The 18,271-nt window shown below is 63.7% G+C and carries 14 protein-coding genes; 4 read left to right on the plus strand and 10 right to left on the minus strand.

Annotation, left to right across the window (positions count from 1 at the left end):
* Positions 1-65 precede the first annotated feature (65 nt).
* The gene (gene gltX, locus BX591_RS01925) at positions 66-1,475 is read right to left on the minus strand and encodes a glutamate--tRNA ligase (protein WP_111929042.1); all 1,410 of its coding nucleotides are present in this window, start codon (positions 1,473-1,475) and stop codon (positions 66-68) included.
* Between the two features lie 397 nt (positions 1,476-1,872).
* Between gltX and BX591_RS01930 the strand changes: the two genes are divergently transcribed.
* Positions 1,873-2,832, plus strand: a complete 960-nt coding sequence (locus tag BX591_RS01930; RefSeq protein WP_111929350.1) for a patatin-like phospholipase family protein — start codon at positions 1,873-1,875, stop codon at positions 2,830-2,832.
* Between the two features lie 194 nt (positions 2,833-3,026).
* Here the strand turns inward: BX591_RS01930 and BX591_RS01935 are convergent, their stop codons facing one another.
* From BX591_RS01935 to BX591_RS01960, 6 genes are all read right to left on the minus strand, one after another.
* Complete coding sequence (locus BX591_RS01935) at positions 3,027-3,692, minus strand: C40 family peptidase (RefSeq protein ID WP_111929043.1); 666 nt, start codon at positions 3,690-3,692, stop codon at positions 3,027-3,029.
* A gap of 137 nt (positions 3,693-3,829) precedes the next feature.
* Positions 3,830-5,467, minus strand: coding sequence for an ABC transporter ATP-binding protein (locus tag BX591_RS01940; protein WP_111929044.1), 1,638 nt, complete (start codon positions 5,465-5,467; stop codon positions 3,830-3,832).
* Entirely contained in the window at positions 5,464-6,570 is a 1,107-nt protein-coding gene (locus BX591_RS01945) for an ABC transporter permease (RefSeq protein ID WP_111929045.1), read from the minus strand. Before BX591_RS01945 ends, BX591_RS01940 begins: the two co-directional genes overlap by 4 nt.
* Positions 6,570-7,607: a microcin C ABC transporter permease YejB gene (locus BX591_RS01950; protein WP_111929046.1), complete on the minus strand. Its 1,038-nt coding sequence runs from the start codon at positions 7,605-7,607 to the stop codon at positions 6,570-6,572. Before BX591_RS01950 ends, BX591_RS01945 begins: the two co-directional genes overlap by 1 nt.
* Positions 7,608-7,668: 61 nt before the next feature.
* Positions 7,669-9,525 (minus strand): extracellular solute-binding protein, encoded by a 1,857-nt coding sequence (locus BX591_RS01955; RefSeq protein WP_244146901.1) that lies wholly within the window; start codon positions 9,523-9,525, stop codon positions 7,669-7,671.
* A gap of 346 nt (positions 9,526-9,871) precedes the next feature.
* Entirely contained in the window at positions 9,872-10,219 is a 348-nt protein-coding gene (locus tag BX591_RS01960; RefSeq protein WP_111929047.1) for a hypothetical protein, read from the minus strand.
* A gap of 671 nt (positions 10,220-10,890) precedes the next feature.
* Here BX591_RS01960 and BX591_RS01965 point away from each other — a divergent pair.
* The 3 genes from BX591_RS01965 to BX591_RS01975 all read left to right on the plus strand — a co-directional run bounded on the left by BX591_RS01965 (position 10,891) and on the right by BX591_RS01975 (position 15,917).
* Entirely contained in the window at positions 10,891-12,177 is a 1,287-nt protein-coding gene (locus tag BX591_RS01965; protein WP_111929352.1) for an MFS transporter, read from the plus strand.
* Between the two features lie 19 nt (positions 12,178-12,196).
* Complete coding sequence (locus tag BX591_RS01970) at positions 12,197-14,635, plus strand: glycoside hydrolase family 31 protein (protein ID WP_111929048.1); 2,439 nt, start codon at positions 12,197-12,199, stop codon at positions 14,633-14,635.
* Positions 14,636-14,729: 94 nt separating this feature from the next.
* Positions 14,730-15,917 carry a porin gene (locus BX591_RS01975; RefSeq protein ID WP_111929049.1) on the plus strand — a complete coding sequence of 396 codons (1,188 nt, stop codon included), beginning with the start codon at positions 14,730-14,732 and terminating at the stop codon, positions 15,915-15,917.
* A 98-nt stretch (positions 15,918-16,015) separates the two neighbouring features.
* Here the strand turns inward: BX591_RS01975 and BX591_RS01980 are convergent, their stop codons facing one another.
* From BX591_RS01980 to BX591_RS01990, 3 genes are all read right to left on the minus strand, one after another.
* A complete protein-coding gene (locus BX591_RS01980) occupies positions 16,016-17,224 on the minus strand; it encodes a PDZ domain-containing protein (RefSeq protein ID WP_111929050.1) in 1,209 nt (402 codons plus the stop codon).
* 102 nt (positions 17,225-17,326) lie between these two features.
* Positions 17,327-17,875, minus strand: coding sequence for a hypothetical protein (locus BX591_RS01985; RefSeq protein ID WP_146749714.1), 549 nt, complete (start codon positions 17,873-17,875; stop codon positions 17,327-17,329).
* 16 nt (positions 17,876-17,891) lie between these two features.
* Positions 17,892-18,209, minus strand: coding sequence for a hypothetical protein (locus BX591_RS01990; protein ID WP_111929052.1), 318 nt, complete (start codon positions 18,207-18,209; stop codon positions 17,892-17,894).
* Between the last annotated feature and the right edge of the window lie 62 nt (positions 18,210-18,271).

Genomic DNA, 18,271 nt, shown 5'->3' on the forward strand with positions numbered 1-18,271 from the left:
AGCAATTGCATGCGACTTTTTTCACAAGTCGCATGCAAACCCTCTCAAGGTCCGCGCGAACGCGCTTATCCCAGCGCTTTTTCGATACGGCCGACGACGACATCGCGGCCAAACAGCATCAACACGCTGTCGATCGACGGCGTATGCGTGGTGCCCGCCACCAGCAGACGCACCGGCATGGCCAGCTGCGGCATCTTCAGCTTGTGGGCGCCGAGCGTGGCCTTCAGCGTGGCAGCGATCGCTTCTTTGGTCCATTCGGCGGTCTTCAGGCCAACCGCCAGATCGGCCAGCGCCGGACGCACCACGTCGGTCACGTGTTGAGCCAAGGCCTCGGCCTCGGGCGCCGGCGCGCGATAGAACATCGCCGCATTCTCCGCAATTTCCTTCACCGTCGATGCACGGTCCTTCAGCAAGCCCACCACCGACGTCAGATCCGCGCCCTGCGCCAGCGCGACTTCCTCGATACCCTGCTCGGCAAGGAAAGGCTTCGCCAGCTCCGCGAGCCGCGCGTTGTCCGCTTCCTTGATGTAGTGCGCATTCAGCCAGCTCAGCTTGTTGTGGTCGTACTGCGCCGGCGACTTGCCCAGATGCTCCAGATCGAACCATTCGACGAACTGCTCGCGCGAGAAAATTTCCGCGTCGCCATGCGACCAGCCCAGACGCGCCAGGTAATTGACCACGGCTTCCGGCAGGAAACCCGCCTCGCGATAGGCCATCACGCTCATCGCGCCATGGCGCTTGCTCATCTTCTCGCCCTGCTCGTTCAGCACGGTCGGCAAGTGCGCGTACACCGGCGGTTCGCCGCCGAGCGCACGCAGAATGTTGATCTGCCGCGGCGTGTTGTTGACGTGATCGTCGCCGCGAATCACGTGCGTGATGCGCATGTCGAGATCGTCGACCACCACGCAGAAGTTGTAGATCGGCGTGCCGTCCGGGCGCGCAACGACCAGGTCGTCCAGCTCCTCGTTCGAGATCTCGATATGCCCCTTCACCGCGTCGTCCCAGGCGACCACGCCGCTCAACGGATTGCGGAAGCGCAGCACCGGCTGCACGCCGGCCGGCGGCTGCGGCAGCACCTTGCCCGGCTCCGGGCGCCAAGTGCCGTCGTAGCGCGGCTTTTCGCCCGCTTCACGCTGACGCTCGCGCAGCGCGTCGAGTTCTTCCGTGGACATGTAGCACGGGTAGACAAGGCCGGCTTCGCGCATCTGCTGCAGCACTTCGCGATAACGGTCCATGTTCTGCATCTGGTAGAACGGGCCTTCGTCGACATCGAGGCCGAGCCACTGCATGCCGTCGAGGATGGCGTCGACCGCCTCGGTGCTGGAACGCTCGACGTCGGTGTCCTCGATCCGCAGCACGAAGGTCCCTTTCATCTTGCGCGCGAACGCCCACGGATAGAGCGCGGAGCGAATGTTGCCGAGGTGGATGAAGCCGGTGGGACTCGGTGCGAAACGGGTACGAACGGAGGTGGTCATTAGCGGTTACTCGGAAGACAGGCGCCGGCGCCTTGACGGGCCAAACCCGTGAAGCGCGGCAGCGGAGCGCGCCCATACGGCGAACAGACCGCGCGCATGGACACGAAGGAAATAAATACGAGAGCCGAATTATACCTTTGCTCATCGCGTTGCCTGCCCTCGTCCGAATGGCCAATGACGCGACGCCGCCATCACCCGAAGGGTCTCGCTGCAACGTTTCATTACCGCGCCGCCGCGCCCCCGGCGCTTTGATTTATGATGTGCGCGCGCTGCGACTCGTGATCGAACCACAGCGCATGGAATCGCCACCGGCGACCCTGTCCGTTCGACTCACCCCGTCTGATTGCGGCTCGAGGCCACGCTGTTCGCGTCGCCCGTGCCGTTGCTGGAGAACCCGTTGAAATCCACCCCGCCCTGTCTCGCCCGCCGCAATTTCTCACTGGCCGCCGCTTCCGCCGTGCTGGCCGCCTGCACCACGACCGGCAGCAAGCTCGAGGGCTCGCCGATCACCGCTACACCGACCCCGTCCACGCCGCCGCTCGACAAGCCGCAGCGCCCGGTGCGCGTCGCGCTCGCGCTGGGCGGCGGTGCCGCGCGCGGCTTCGCGCACATCGGCGTGATCAAGGCGCTCGAGGCGCGCAACATCCAGGTCGACCTGGTCGCGGGCACGAGCGCGGGCTCGGTGGTTGGCGCGCTGTACGCGTCGGGCATGAACGGCTTCGCGCTCAACAAGCTGGCGCTGACCATGGACGAAGCGTCGATCAGCGACTGGGCCATGCCGTTTCGCACGCGCGGCTTCCTGCAAGGCATCGCACTGCAGAACTACCTGAACACCACGCTGAACAACCGCCCGATCGAGAAGATGGTCAAGCCGCTCGGCGTGGTCGCCACCGACCTCAACAGCGGCCAGCCGATCCTGTTCCAGCGCGGCAACACGGGCATTGCGGTGCGCGCGTCGTGCAGCGTGCCGTCGATCTTCGAGCCGGTCAAAATCGGCGGCCATGAATACGTGGACGGCGGCCTGGTGAGCCCGGTGCCAGCGTCGTTCGCGCGCAAGATGGGCGCGGACTTCGTGATCGCCGTGGATATCTCGCAGCGCCCGGAAAGCGGCCAGACCTCCAGTTCGTTCGACGTGCTGATGCAGACCTTCACGATCATGGGTCAGTCGATCAAGGCTTACGAACTCGACAAGTACGCCGACATCGTGATCCGGCCGAATCTGGCCGCCATGAGCGGCAGCGATTTCTCGCAGCGCAACGCGGCGATTCTGGCGGGCGAGGAAGCGGTGGCGAAAATGATGCCGGAGTTGCAACGCAAGCTGGCCGCGGCCCGCTCCACTGGGCAGGCGATCGGGTAACGCGGCGGGCACGCGCCGCGATTGGCTGGGTGGTTTGGGCGGCGCCATCGCGCGTCCGGGCCGCCCTCTTCCAAACCAGCGCCCGGCCAGCTCCAAACGCGGCCCAAACCCGCCGCCCAAACGCAAAAAGCCTGCTTCATTCGAAGCAGGCTTTTTTTACGAGACCCCAACCACCCAATCAATTCAAAGCGAAATCAGTTGTTTCCACCAATCGCCGCGTTCACGCGCTTACGCAGATCCTCGCCGTCCTGGTAAGACGTTTCGATCCGGCGTGCACCGGTGTAGCGCTTTTCCCAGTAGCCGCTATCCATGTCGTCGACACGGATCGTGCTGCCCGTGGAAGGCGAATGCACGAACTTGTTGTCGCCGATATAGATGCCGACGTGCGAGAAAGAACGGCGCATCGTATTGAAGAACACCAGATCGCCCGGCTTGAGGTCGCTGACGCGCACCTTCTCGCCGACGCGGCTCATTTCTTCGGCACGGCGCGGCAGCGCCATACCGAGGGTGTCCTGGAACACGTAGCGGACGAAGCCGCTGCAATCGAGCCCCGAATCCGGCGTATTGCCGCCCCAGCGATAGCGCACACCGATCATGTTCAGTGCGCCGACCACCACGTCGCCCGCTTTGCCGGCCATGCCGGACAGGAACGATTTGGCGCCGCCGTCGCTATCCGGCGTGCTGGCCTGGGAACTCGGGGAGGACAAAGAATTCGACCCGCTGGGGGTCGAAAGTGAGGCATTCGGATTGAAACTGGTGACTTCGTCGGCGAACGCGCCGGGAGCTGCTGCCATCAAGACGCCAATGAACATCCCGGCGACGACGCGCGTGCAAGCCTGGGTAAGGTTTCTGTGCTGCATTGGTCGGTATTTTTTGCCTAAAAATCAGTGGTCTACGGAAAAAATTTTGGTCGATACTAGCCAGTAAGTATTCACGTGTCAAAACAAATAGAAAAATACAATCGAGACACGCACCCAATTGGTGAAAGGGTGAAAAATCAATGATCCAGTGCTGCTTTCAGCAGCTTTCGCGTGTACGGGTGCGACGGCGTCGCAAAAATCTGCTCAACGTCGCCGCTTTCGACGATCGAACCGTTTTGCATCACCGCGACACGGTGCGCCATGGCCCCGATCACGGCCAGATCATGACTGATGAAAACGAAGCCGAGGTTGTACTTCTGTTGCAACCCGGCGAGCAGTTTCAGCACCTGCTGCTGGATCGAGACATCGAGCGCGCTGGTCGGTTCGTCGAGGATCAGAATGCGCGGTTCGAGCACCAGCGCCCGGGCGATCGCGATGCGTTGCCGCTGTCCGCCCGAGAACTCGTGCGGATAGCGGTACAGCACCGTGCGGTCGAGGCCGACTTCGCGCAGCACGGCGACCACCTTGTCGCGCCGCGCCTCGGGCGTCATGGTCGGGCGGTGCAGCGCGAGCCCCTCGCCGACGATCCGTTCGATCGTCTGGCGCGGCGACAGCGAACTGAACGGGTCCTGAAACACCACCTGCATGTTCGAGCGCAACGTCGTCTGCTCCGCGCCGCGATAACTGCCGAGCGCCCTGCCCTGGAACTCGATCTCGCCGTGCACGGTGCGTTGCAGACCGAGCAGCGCCATCGCCAGCGTCGATTTGCCCGAGCCGGATTCGCCGACGATCCCCAGGGTCTCGCCCTGGCGCACCGACACGGTGGCCTGCGCGACCGCGCGAAACCGTCCCGCGCGGAACCAGCCGCCGAAACCCGGCAGCTTCGTTTTGAAGTCGACTGAAACATCGCGCGCTTCGAGCAGCACCGGCGAGATCGGCAGCACCGGCACCACCGTGCGCTCGGGCCGGCTTGCGAGCAGCCGCTGCGTATAAGGATGCTGCGGCGACGCGAACACCTGGTCGACCGGCCCGCTCTCCACCAGCACGCCCTTCTCCATCACCGCAATGCGCTGCGCGAAATGACGCACCAGGTTCAGGTCGTGCGTGATCAGCAACACGGCCATGCCGCGCTTTTCCGCTTCGTCGCGCTGCAACTCCAGCAGCAGTTCGACGATCTGCGCGCGGATCGTCACGTCGAGCGCGGTGGTCGGTTCGTCGGCGAGCAACAGACGCGGGCGGCACGCCAGCGCCATCGCGATCATCGCGCGCTGCCGCTGGCCGCCCGACAGCTGATGCGGATAGCTGTTCACGCGCTTGCCCGGCTCCGCGATTCCCGTGCGGCCCAGCAGCGCGACGGCGCGCTTGCGCGCCTCGTTGGCCGTCACGCCGTCATGCACGACGATGGTTTCCGCAATCTGGTCGCCGACCGTGTAGAGCGGATTGAGCGCCGTCATCGGCTCCTGAAAGATCATCGCGATGTCCGAGCCGCGCAGACCGCGCATCTCGCGTTCGCTTCTGGCGAGCAGATCCTCGCCGTCGAAACGGATCGCCCCGCTCACCTGCGCGTCGTTCAGCAGACGCAGGATCGACAGCGCGGTCACGCTCTTGCCCGAGCCCGATTCGCCGACCAGCGCGACCCGTTCGCCGCGCGCGATCGCGAGCGTGACGTCGTTCACCGCGACCGTGTCGCCGAAGGTGACGTGCAGATGCTCGAGCTCCAGCAGCGGCGGCGTGGGCGCTTGCGCACCGTTTGGCGTGGTTGGCGTGGCGCTCATTGATTGCCTCCGGCGCGCATCGCATCGGCGATCCGGGTGTCGAGCGCATTACGCAGCGCGTCGCCCATGAAGGTCAGCAGCAACAGCATCGCGACCAGCACGCCGAAGGTGGACAACGAGATCCACCACGCGTCGAGATTCGCCTTGCCTTGCGCCAGCAGTTCGCCGAGGCTCGGCGTGGGCGACGGCACGCCGAGGCCGAGAAAGTCGAGGCTCGTCAACGCGAGAATCGCCCCGCTCATCCGGAACGGCAGGAACGTGATCACCGGCGTCAGACTGTTGGGCAACACGTGCCGCCACATGATCTGCCAGCTCGACAGCCCCATGGCCCGCCCCGCCCGCACGTAATCCTGCTGGCGATTGCGCAGAAATTCCGCGCGCACGTAATCGGACAGACCGATCCAGCCGAACAGCGACAGCAGCACGATCAGCAGGATGAACCCCGGCTCGAAAATCGACGAGAAGATGATCAGCAGATAAAGCTCGGGCATCGCGCTCCAGATTTCGATCAGCCGCTGCCCGACGATATCGATGCGCCCGCCGAAGAACCCCTGCACCGCGCCCGCCGCGATGCCGAGCACCGTGCCGATCAGCGTCAGCACCAGGCCGAACTCCACCGACACACGAAAGCCGTACAGCAGCCGCGCGAACAGGTCGCGGCCGCGGTCGTCGGTGCCGAGCCAGTTATCGCGCGACGGCGGCGCCGGGTTCGGCGCCGTCGAGAAGTAATTCAGCGTGTCGTAGTAATAGCGGTTCGGCGGATACACCGCGAAGTTGCCCGGCGCATCGAGACGTTGCATGACGTACGGATCGAGATAGTCCGCAGGCGTCGGAAAATCGCCGCCGAAGGTGGTCTCGGCGTAGGTCTTGAACAGCGGGAAATACAGCTGGCCGTCGTAACGCACCACCAGCGGCTTGTCGTTCGACCACAGCGGACCGACCAGGCTCGCCGCGAACGCGACGACGAACACGATCAGACTCCAGTAACCCAGCCGCTGCCGGCGAAACCGCTGCCAGACCCGGCGCGCGGGCGAAGGCGAGACGAACGCGCGAGCCGGTTCGGTGCGCGCCGCCGCATCGGTGGAAAGGCGGGCTCGATTCATCAACGCTCCAGTTGTTCGAATTGGATGCGGGGATCGACCCACACATAGCAAAGGTCGGAAATCAGCTTGGTCGCAAGACCGATCAGCGTGAACAGATACAGCGTGCCGAGCACGACCGGATAGTCGCGCCGCACCACCGATTCGTACGACAGCAGGCCGAGGCCGTCGAGCGAGAAAAGCGTTTCGATCAGCAGGCTGCCGGTAAAGAACGCGCCGATAAACGCCGCCGGGAACCCCACGATCAACGGCAGCAAGGCGTTTCGAAACACGTGCTTCCACAGTACGCGCCGCTCGGACAGCCCTTTGGCGCGCGCGGTCAGCACGTATTGCTTGCGGATCTCGTCGAGGAAGGCGTTCTTGGTGAGCATGGTGACGACCGCGAAGCTGCCCACCACCGAGGCCGTGATCGGCAAGGTGATGTGCCACAGATAATCCACGATCTTGCCGCCCATGCTCAACTGCGCCCAGTTGTCCGAGGTGAGGTTGCGCAGCGGAAACAGTTGCAGGAAGGTGCCGCCGCCGAACAGCACGAGCAGCAGCACACCCAGCACGAAGCCGGGAATCGCGTAGCCGATCAGCACCACCAGACTCGTCGCGAGGTCGAAACGCGAGCCGTTGCGCACCGCCTTCGCGATGCCCAGCGGCACCGATATCAGGTACGTCAGGAAGAAGGTCCACAAGCCGATGCTGATCGACACCGGCAGCTTCGACACGATCAGCGACCACACGCTTTGATGGCGAAAATAGCTCTGGCCGAGGTCGAAGGTCGAGAAGCGCTTGAGCATCAGGCCATAGCGTTCGAGCGGCGGCTTGTCGAAACCGTACAGCGCCTTGAGTTGCGCGATCTGCTGCGCGTCGACGCCGCTATGCGCGCGCAGACCGAACGGCGCGCCGTTTTCCGCGCCCTTGCGCAACTCGTGCTGCATCTGCTCGACCGGACCGCCGGGGACGAACTGGATCACCACGAAGGTCAGCGTCAGCACGCCGAGCAGGGTCGGGATCATCAGCAGCAGGCGTTTGAGGATGTAGCTCCACATGGCGGGGTGTCCGGTGCGAATACGGTGAATGGATCACGCGTCGGCGTGGCGACGTGACCGGCTAGGGCTGCGTTGGCGCAGCGGGTTGCGGCGGGTTCTGGCCGGCCGTTTGCGCCGGTTGGTACCACCACATCGACGTGATCCAGCCTTCCGCGCCATAGTACAGGGGCAAGGTCTTCGGCCACGCCAGACCACGCTTGAACGCCACCCGATGCGTCGCGCTGTACCAGTGCGGCACCACGTAGTAGCCATTGATCAGCACACGGTCGAGCGCATGCGTCGCGTCGAGCAGTTGCTCGCGCGTTTGCGCCTGCACGAGCGCGCGCAGAATCGCATCGACGGCCGGCGATTTCAGGCCGATCACGTTGTCGGAACCTGGCGTGTCGGCGGCCTTGCTGCCGAAGCGGTCGATCTGCTCCGAGCCCGGCACCTGCACGTCACCCATGCGGATCGTCGTGGTGTCGAAATCGAACGCGTCGAGCCGCTTCTGATAGACAGCGAAATCCGACACGCGAAACGTCGCCGTAATGCCCAGCTTCTGCAGATTGCGGATAAAGGTGGCGACGATCGGCTCCATCTGCGCGGACGAACCGGAATCGTCGAGAATCTCGAACTGGAACGGCTCGCCGCGGGCGTTGCGCAACGCATTGTCGCGATAGGTCCAGCCGGCTTGCTGCAACAGCGCGCGCGCCTGCAGCAGATTGGCGCGCAACGAACCGGGCGCATCGGTGTCCGGCTGCTTCGGCGGCGGCCCGAACACGGCGGGGTCGAGCTTCGCGCGCCACGGTTCGAGCAGCGCGAGTTCGCCCGGCGCCGGCAAGCCCCTGGCCTGCAGATCCGTGTTGGCGAAGTAGCTGTCGATCCGCGTGTACTGATTGAAGAACAACTGGCGGTTCAGCCATTGAAAGTCGAGCGCGAGATCGAGCGCCTTGCGCACCCGCACGTCCTGGAACAGCGGCCGCCGCAGGTTCAGCATGAAGCCCTGCATGCCGGTGCCGTTATGTTGCGGAAACTCGCGCTTGATCAGCTCGCCGCTGTCGAACTTCTTGCCCACGTCGCGTCGCACCCAATTACGCGCAACGTATTCGACCAGTGCGTCGTACTCGCCCGCCTTGAACGCTTCGAGCCGTGCGGTGCTATCGGAATAGAGCTTGTAGACGATCCGGTCGAAGTTGTTCATGCCGACCCGCACCGGCAACGTCGCCCCCCAGTACTTCGGGTCGCGACGGTAGGTGATGGTGCGGCCGTTGTCGTACTGGTCGATCAGATAAGGCCCGCTGGCAACCGGTTTTTCGAACGCCATCTGGTCGAACGGAATCCGGCTGCCGTCGGGCTTCACGCCCCACTTGCGCGAGAACACCGGCATGCTGCCCGCGAGTAGCGGCAACTCGCGATTGCGTTGGCGGAACTCGAAGCGGATGGTCTGCGGATCGACCACCACCGCGCGCGTGATCTCGCCGAAATACGAGGCGAACTGCGGCGCGGCCTGCGGACTTTTCAACGTGTCGAGTGAGAACTTGACGTCGGCGGCGGTGACCGGATCGCCGTTCGAAAAACGCGCGCGCGGATTGATGTGGAAGGTGGTCGACAAGCCGTCCGGCGCGATAGCGATGTCGTCGGCGAGCAGGCCGTAGGCGGACGCGACTTCGTCGCTGCTGCCGATGGTCAGGCTCTCGAACATCAGGTCCACGCCCGGCGCCGGGTTGCCGCGCAGCGTGAACGGATTGAATTTATCGAAGCTCGTCAAGCGGTTCGGGTTGGCCAGCACCAGGGTGCCGCCCTTCGGCGCGTCGGGGTTGACGTAGTCGAAGTGCTTGAAGTCCGCCGGGTATTTCGGCGCGCCGTATTGCGCGATCGCATAAACCGCGTGCGCCGCCGGCGACGCCAGCAAACCCGAAAGGGCAAGCACGGCGCTCATCGCGGCGGCGCATACCGTGCGCCATGCGCGCGGCATGCGTGACGCGCCTCGATCCGGCCACGCGAGCGGCGAGCGCTGCGCGATAAGCGGCAAACCAGCACGCGAGAGTCTTTGAATCACGCTGCACCGAAGTGCATGAGGCGTCGGAACTCGTCGCGAGCCAGTTGTCATGGGGGCCTTGATGGTGACGCAGCGTTGGAAGGGCAACAGCGATGCGAGAGAATTCTACCCAATAAAAGCGCGCCGGCCGCAACATCCCGATACATCACGATAAAGCACGAGCCCAATGAAAAAACCGCCCGAAGGCGGTTTCTCTTTACGATCGACTCAATCGTGGCGCGATACCTCAATGCCAGCCGCGATGATTGTCGTAGTGGTCGCGACCGTAGTCGTAGCGGCCCGGCGGATGATGGCGATACCAGTCGTCGCGGGCCCAATACCGGCGGCCGTCCCAGTAGCGGTCGCCATGCCAGCCGATCACGATGGCCGGACCGCCGTAGTACACGGGCGCCGGTTGATATACGACCGGCGGCGGAGGCGGCGGCGGAGGTGCATAGACAGGAGCCGGGGCGACATAGACCGGCGCGGGAATCCCGATATTGACCCCGACGTTAAAGCCACCGGCCATGGCAGCACCTGATGCACCCAACGCGAGAACCCCGATCAGAAGTGGAACAAGACGAGTGGACTTCATGGATCACCCTTTTGATGAATGTGTGTTGTTGGCCGAAATATAGCGCAAGCCTGCGCGCCGCGTATTTCAACTTTGTAATAACTGATGCATAACATCGCAGGCCTCGCGCCCTGGTTACGTCTCGTTACATCGGACAAGGTTTTGGTGAAAAACGGTGGCGTTGTAATCGAGTGGCGCGCTGCGTTTTGATTCACAAGCCAGGAGGGACGGCAACGGCGTCATGCGGCCTTCGCTGGCCGGCAAATCAGTAGGATGTCGAAGCATATCGAGCAATACGCCCCCTCGCCCCTTCCTCCACCGCTTCCGCGCGTAGGCCGGTTCGACCACCGCAACCGCCTACCCGCCAGATCAGATCACCCGTGACGCATCCGCGCACGCCTCCCTCGACCGCCCTCATCCGAAAAACGAACATTTTCATGTTCGAAAGAACATCACCCCGAACTCAATCAGGTCAGCGGTCATCAGACCTCCGTCCAATAAGCAACCCACCAGACCCCTGTTTTATTGACTATTTCTCATAATTCAAGTGTTAAAACCATGGTTTCCCCTAGTGTCGCCACCCCGCCCAAGTGATACGATGACTGACACGAAACGAAGAAAAATGTTCGAATTCGAGCACGCCAGCCAGATCAATGACCAAGCCGGCGCACATTCTGGGTACGGAGACAGTTTTGAAAACAATCATAGGTTTGCGCTGGTGGATCATTGCCCTCGTGTGTGCCGGGACGATCGTCAACTATCTGTCGCGCAACGCGCTCGGCGTGATGGCGCCCGAGCTGATGAAGCTGCTGCACATGAGCACGCAGCAATATTCCTACGTGGTCGGCGCGTTCCAGGTTGGCTATACGATCATGCAGCCGGTCTGCGGCCTGGTCATCGACCTGATCGGCCTGCGGCTCGGCTTCGCGCTGTTCGCCTGCCTGTGGTCGCTCACCGGCGTGCTGCACGGCTTCGTCGGCAGCTGGCTGTCGCTCGCGGCGTTGCGCGGCTTGATGGGCCTGAGCGAAGCGGTGGCGATTCCCGCCGGCATGAAGGTGGTGGCCGAGTGGTTTCCTAATCGCGAGAAATCGGTCGCGGTCGGCTACTTCAACGCGGGCACCTCGCTCGGCTCGCTGCTCGCGCCGCCGCTCGTCGTGTTCCTGTCGCTGCGCTACGGCTGGCAAAGTGCTTTCGCGGTGACCGGCGCGCTCGGCTTCGTGTGGGCCGCCGCGTGGTATCTGCTGTATCGCTCGCCGACCGAACATCCGCGCATCGGAAGCACCGAGCGTGAAACGATCGTCAGCGGCCAGACACCGGCCACGACCCAGCGCCGCAGCATCCGCGAAGTGTTGCGCACGCGCCGCTTCTGGGCCATCGCGCAGGCGCGCTTCTTCGCCGAACCGGCCTGGCAGACGTTCAGCTTCTGGATTCCGTTGTACCTCGCCACCCAGCGTCATATGGATCTGAAGCAGATCGCGCTGTTCGCGTGGCTGCCGTTTCTCGCCGCCGATCTCGGCGGTCTGTTCGGTGGTTATCTGTCGCCGTTCCTGATGAAGCATCTGCGCGTGCCGCTGGTCTGGTCGCGGATCGCGGGCGTCGTGCTCGGCGCGTTCATGATGCTCGGGCCGGCCTGCATCGGCCTCGTCGCGTCGCCGTATGAAGCGATTGCGCTGTTCTGCGTGGGCGGCTTCGCGCACCAGATGATCTCGGCGCTCGTCAACACGCTCGCCGCCGATGTCTTCGACCCCAGCGAAGTCGGCACGGTGGCTGGTTTCGCCGGCATGTCCGCGTGGATCGGCGGCCTCGGCTTCTCGCTGCTGGTCGGCGCGCTGGCCGACAAGATCGGCTACACGCCCCTCTTCGGCGCCCTTGGTGCTTTCGATCTGATCGGCGCCACGCTGTTGATCGTTCTGATGCGCGGCGTGCCCAGCGACGCGCGTCCGCGGCAAGCCGACACCGGCGCCGGCACCCCCGCCTGACCTCACTCGACGACCCATCATGCGTTCATTGACGAATCTGAAACATCCGCCGCGTTTTTCGCTGACGTCTCATGTCGGCAACCATCTCGTGCTGAGCGCGCTGGCGCACTGCCGTATCGAACTGTTCGTGCTCGCGGACGACATCATCCGCGTGCTGGTTCTGCCGGACGGCGAGTTGCATGGGCCGCGCAGTTGGGCGATCGCACCGGGCATGGACGACGTCGCGCCCGAAGGCCGCGAGCGCCGCGACCTGAGCGGCTTCACGCCGCCGCCGTTCAACGTCTCGAGCGACGACGACGCCGCGCAGCTCGTGGTGGAAACCGCGCGCATTCGCCTGACCGTCACGCTCGACGGCGGCTTCTGCGCGTGGGACATCCTGCACGAAGACGTTTGGCAGCGCGTGATGAGCGACCGCAAAACCCAGGCCTACAACTTCGGCTGGTGGGATCAGCGCGTTTATCACTACGTCGAGCGTCGCAAGGACGAGATTTATGTCGGCCTTGGCGAGCGGGCCGGTACGCTGGATCGCGCGAATCAAAGCTATGAGATGCGCAATATCGACGCAATGGGCTACAGCGCGCGCAGCACCGATCCGCTCTACAAGCACATTCCGTTTTACGTGACGTGGCAGCCGGAAGCGTCGACGGGATTCGGCCTGTTCTACGACACGCTCGCCGACTGCCGCTTCGACATGGGCCGCGAGCTCGACAACTATCACGGTCACTATCGGCACTTCGTCGCCGAGCACGGCGATCTCGACTACTACTTCATCGCGTCGGCCGGCACGCCTTTGCACGCGGTGCGCCGCTTCACGTGGCTGACCGGACGGCCGGCGTGGCTGCCGAAATGGGGCCTCGGCTACTCCGGCTCGACGATGAGCTACACCGACGCGCCCGACGCGCAGCAACGCATGGGCGAATTCATCGCGCAATGCCGCGAGCACGACGTGCTGTGCGATTCGTTTCATCTGTCGTCGGGCTACACGTCGATCGGTGCGAAGCGCTACGTGTTCAACTGGAATCACGAGAAGTTTCCCGATATCGACGGTTTCGTGCAGAGCTATCTCGACCACGGCGTGCGTCTGTGCGCGAACATCAAACCGTGTCTGCTGCAGGACCACCCCGCGTTCGACGAAGTCGCCCAGGCCGGCTTGCTGATCGAATCGCGCGACGGCGATCCGGCCTGGGTGCAGTTCTGGGACGAGGTCGGCGCCTACCTGGATTTCACGAATCCCGACACGATCGCCTGGTGGAAATCGCGCGTGAAAGACAGCCTGCTGAAGCACGGCATCGCGGCGACGTGGAACGACAACAACGAATTCGAAATCTGGTCGCCCGACGCGATCGCGCACGGCTTCGGCCACGCGTATCCGGCGCATCAGGCGAAGGTGCTGCAAACGCAGCTGATGATGCGCGCGTCGCACGAGGCGCAGCGCGAACACGCGCCCGAGCGGCGGCCGTTTCTGGTGTCGCGCGCGGGTGGCGTCGGCATGCATCGGTATGTGCAGACGTGGTCGGGCGACAACTATACGTCGTGGGAAACGCTGCGCTTCAATCTGAAGATGGGCCTCGGCCTCGCGATGTCGGGCGTGTCCAACAGCGGTCACGATATCGGCGGTTTCTCGGGGCCCGCGCCGGGTCCGGAACTGTTCGCGCGCTGGGTCGCGTTCGGTATTTTCCTGCCGCGCTTCAGCATTCACTCGTGGAACGACGACGGCACCGTCAACGAACCGTGGATGCATCCCGAGGTCACGCAGCAGGTCGCCGCGCTGATCAAGCTGCGCTACCGCCTGATTCCGTATCTGTACGAGTTGCTGTGGCAATCGCATAGCGCGTACGAGCCGGTGTTGCGGCCGTTGTTCGCGGAGTTTCCGCACGATCCGCGCTGTCTCGCGGATGGCGACGACATGATGCTCGGTTCGCAGATGCTGGTCGCGCCGGTGGTCGAAGCCGGCCAGACCACCCGCGACGTGTATCTGCCCGACGGCGCGCGCTGGGTGTCGTACTGGAGCGGCGAACGCTTCGACGGTGGGCAGACGGTCACGCTGCCCGCGCCGTTCGAGCAACCGGTGGTGCTGCTGCGCGAAGGCTGCGTGATTGCGCTGAACGTCGCGGAACAGCACTTTGGCCATGCCGCCGATGAGCGCGCGTTTATCGCCGTGCCGCCCGTCGGCGCCGGCATCGCGCGCGGCGGCTGCGTCGAGGACGACGGCGAAAGCGAAGCATGGCGCGACGGCGCGCAAGGCCGCTGGCACGTCACGCTGACCGGCGACGCAAACACGCTGCAGGTGGCGATAGAACGCGAAGGCTGGATGCCGCAGGCGCAGTCACAGGTCCGCCTGTTCGTGCCGATGAGCGAAACGCGCGCGATCGTCTGCGTCGCGTCGACCCACGCAACGCTCGTGGCCGATCAGACCGCGGACGGTTGGCGCTGCGTGACGATTTCGATCCCGCACTGAATGCGCACTGAGCACGCACCTAGACACACCAGGTACACACAAAACCCCGCCCCACAGAGCAACGAACACAGCCCCATCAGGAGACCTGCAAGCCATGAAGTCACTCAAGCCCACGCGCACCCGCGCACTCGCCCTCTCGTGCCTGCCGTTGGCGGGCGCCCTGCTGTCGACCGGCGCGTCGGCGCAAAGCAGCGTGACGCTGTACGGCGTCGTCGACAATGCGTTCGCCTATTCGAGCAATCAGCGCGGCCACTCGAACTTCTATATGAGCCAGGGCAATCTGCAGGCGAGCAAGTTCGGCCTGCTCGGTTCGGAAGATCTCGGCGCCGGCACCAGGGCGATTTTCCGGCTGGAAAGCGGCTTCAATTCGCTGACCGGTGCGCAGAGCAGCGCCGGTTATATGTTCAACCGCCAGGCGTACGTGGGCCTCAGCAACGACCGCTACGGAACGGTGACGCTCGGCCGCCAGTACACGCCCTACTTCCAGATGGTCGGCGCGCTCGGACCGACCGGCGTGTTGACCGGCGCGACCGGCGCGCACCCCGGCGACCTCGACGCGCTCGATACCACGCTGCGCCTGAACAACTCGGTGACCTATCTGTCGCCGGCGCTCGCCGGCTTGCAGTTCAGTGCGCAATACGGGCTGGGTGGCGTGCCCGGCAGCGTCGCCAACGGCAGTCAGTTCAGCGCGGCGATTCGCTACGACTACCAGCCGTTCGCGGTGGCAGCGGGTTACGTGAAGCTGAAGGACATCGCGACGAGCGGTGCGCTCGGCACCTTCGCCGATAACTCGCCGGTGAACAGCGGCTATGCGACGGCCCGCAGTTCGCAGCTGTTCGCCGCCGCGGCACGCTACACGCTCAAGGACCTGATGATCGGGATCAACTACTCGAACGTGCAATACGCACCGGGCTCGGGTTCGCTGTTCACCGGCGAAGCCGTGTTCAACACGTATGGCGTGATTTCGACTTACCGCGTCGCGCCGGCGGTAACGATCGGCGCGGGGTATAGCTACACCAGCGCCAGCAAGTCGAACGGCATGAGCGACCCGGCGCGCTATCACCAGATTTCGCTGGAGCAGACCTATAACCTGTCGACGCGCACCACGATCTACGCGCTGGAGGCGTATCAGCACGCACAGGGCAAGACGCTGATCGCGGCCGGTACCACGGGCACGACGATCACCAACGCGGTCGCGGTAGTGGGCGATTCGCAGAATACGACGCCGTCGTCGGGGCCTTCGCAGTTTGTCGGGATGGTGGGGTTGCGGCACGCGTTTTGAATCTCCTGCAAAACTGCCGGGGCGGGCTGCGGGCTGCGGGCATTGACGCCCGCAGCCCGGCGGCAGCTTGGCCGCGTGTTGCTGATCCGGTGTCCGTTCTACGGGTTACGCTGCCAGGGCGGTATCAGATCCTGAAGGACGAGACTGACTGGCCGATCGCCGCCCGCTCTGCTCACGACAATCGGAACGGTCAACCTGCGCGGCTGTTGAAGCATGGCTCGTATTCTGAATAAGGTCGCGGCCCCGGCGGGAAGATCGCCCGCTTTGACAACGACGTCACCGACCCGGATCCCTGCCTTTGCCGCCGGTCCATTCGCCGTCACATCCATGACCTGAAGCCCGCCTGGGCCTGGTCGAGCAAGACCTAACCACATGCCGCTTCGATCATAAAGATCGGGCGCATCGAATCCGGCATTCTTCGACAGCCACATCACACGACGGCCATAATCGAAAGAGACCGTAAATCGCTTCAGGATGCCCATGCCGATGCTCCCTGCCCGATCGGCCCGCGTAAAAGCACCAGCCTTCTGAAGCGAGAGGCGCGTGACAGGCGCCGGCACGGCAAGAGCGCCGATCGCAAAGCTCGTTGACCGCGCGACCTTGCCGCGGATCGGCCCGCCGCCGTAGCCGGTCATGGCTTCGATGGTCGCCCCCATTTGCCTGTCCAGCCGATGCGCCCGCCAGAAGTCACCGAACAGCGTCAGACTGAAGCGGTCGCCGGTATCGATCTGAAACATGGCGGCGATACCCGCGACCGACGCTTTGACGACAGGCATGTCGTTCTCGTCCAGAGAAAACGGAATCGGGATCGCATGCGCCGCCGGCCTGAATCGACCCTCGTCCTGAAGGGTCAGTTGGCCTTTCGCGGCATCCAGCGTCAGGACGCCCTGGTGGAATATTTCCGACCCAAGCACGCCGTCGACATGCTGAAATCCAATGACGCGGTCGAGCTGGGACGTATCCATTGTCGGAATATCCAGCGCGCCGACTGAAAACGAACCCACGCTGAGATCGCTCACGTGAACGATGCTGAACGCGAGTTGCTGTTCACCGGCGCCCGTTCCTGTCCCCGCACCCGTGGGGACAAGCTTCAGTTTTGCCGCCAGCGCGGTACTGACGGTCGAACTGGACGATCCCGTATCCAGGATGAAAGAGAACGGGCCTTTTGCATCGACCGTCGCCGTGATGAAGGGGCGGTTATCGACGATCGAAAGCGGCAACACCTCGGTTCGGGGCGTCTGGTAGGCGAATGCAGAACCGGCGACAGCGCCACCTACCCCAAGTAGCGCCAAACGTGCGAGACGCATGTTTGCTCTCCCCTGATCGTCGCGAAGGCCGACTGCGGATCGGCATCGTAACGGCAACGCGGCTGGACATCGGCGTCGACCGGACGCGTCTCTCGACCTGGATCAGAAGCCGCCAGCCCCGATACCGCCAGGCCCGACTGTGTAATGACCGATAGTTGCGCCCAAGCCACCGGGACCGACCGTGTAATTGACGCTGTCCGGCTGTCGTGCCGGTGACGCCGTACACGTGTTCTTGCCCATGGGTGACAGGCAAGGATCAGGCTTTGCATTACCGAATGCGTTGGCGATCGCATTGTTTCTGGCGATTGCCTTGGCCGAAAACTGTTCCGTAGCCTTGTTTCTCGCTTCGACGATAGCATTGATTTTTTTCGCCCAGATGCGCCCCTTCACCTGATCGTGAGAGGCCAGGAGTTGCTGGCCCTCCGGAATCATTTTTTCTATCTCGAGATCGTACTGGATCACCTCTTTCGGCAACTGACCCGCCTGCACCGACGCGCGGTCGTTTTCAACGACCTTGGCCCAGTCGGCCGTGGTCAGTGGCGCATCGGATCGCGCCCCGACCGTGGCCCGATTTTGCGGCGGCACCATACACCCCGCCAACGTAGTCGCGATGAACAACGCTGCAAGACATCGGTTTGTTGTGGCTTTCATCGTGCCTCCCCGATCATCACTTTGGATGACATTCCCAGTCGTTGTAGGTGGGCGGATTGATCGGCGTGAGTCCCGGAATCATGAAAACCGTGCACGTAAAGTGCCGTCCTTTGCCGGTCGTCGCGTCGTATTTCACCTGCTGCCCGCCGAGCGCGTTCTTTTGTCCGTACTGGATATTGTCGATCACGATCTCGTCCGATGAGCCGAGCCCGAGCGTCTTCGCGGTCGAGTTCTGGACATCGATCATGTTCATCTGTGTCGTCCCGCAGGCCGACAGGATCAGACCGCTGGCAGCGATCATCGCCGCGCGCCCGATTGCTTGGTGAAGGTCCATTTTCCTATTCCCGTTTTGTCCCGTTTCTTATTGATTGGCTCGACGATCGATCTCACGCCGCG

The organism is Paraburkholderia bryophila, assembly GCF_003269035.1.
Classification (GTDB): Bacteria; Pseudomonadota; Gammaproteobacteria; order Burkholderiales; family Burkholderiaceae; genus Paraburkholderia; species Paraburkholderia bryophila.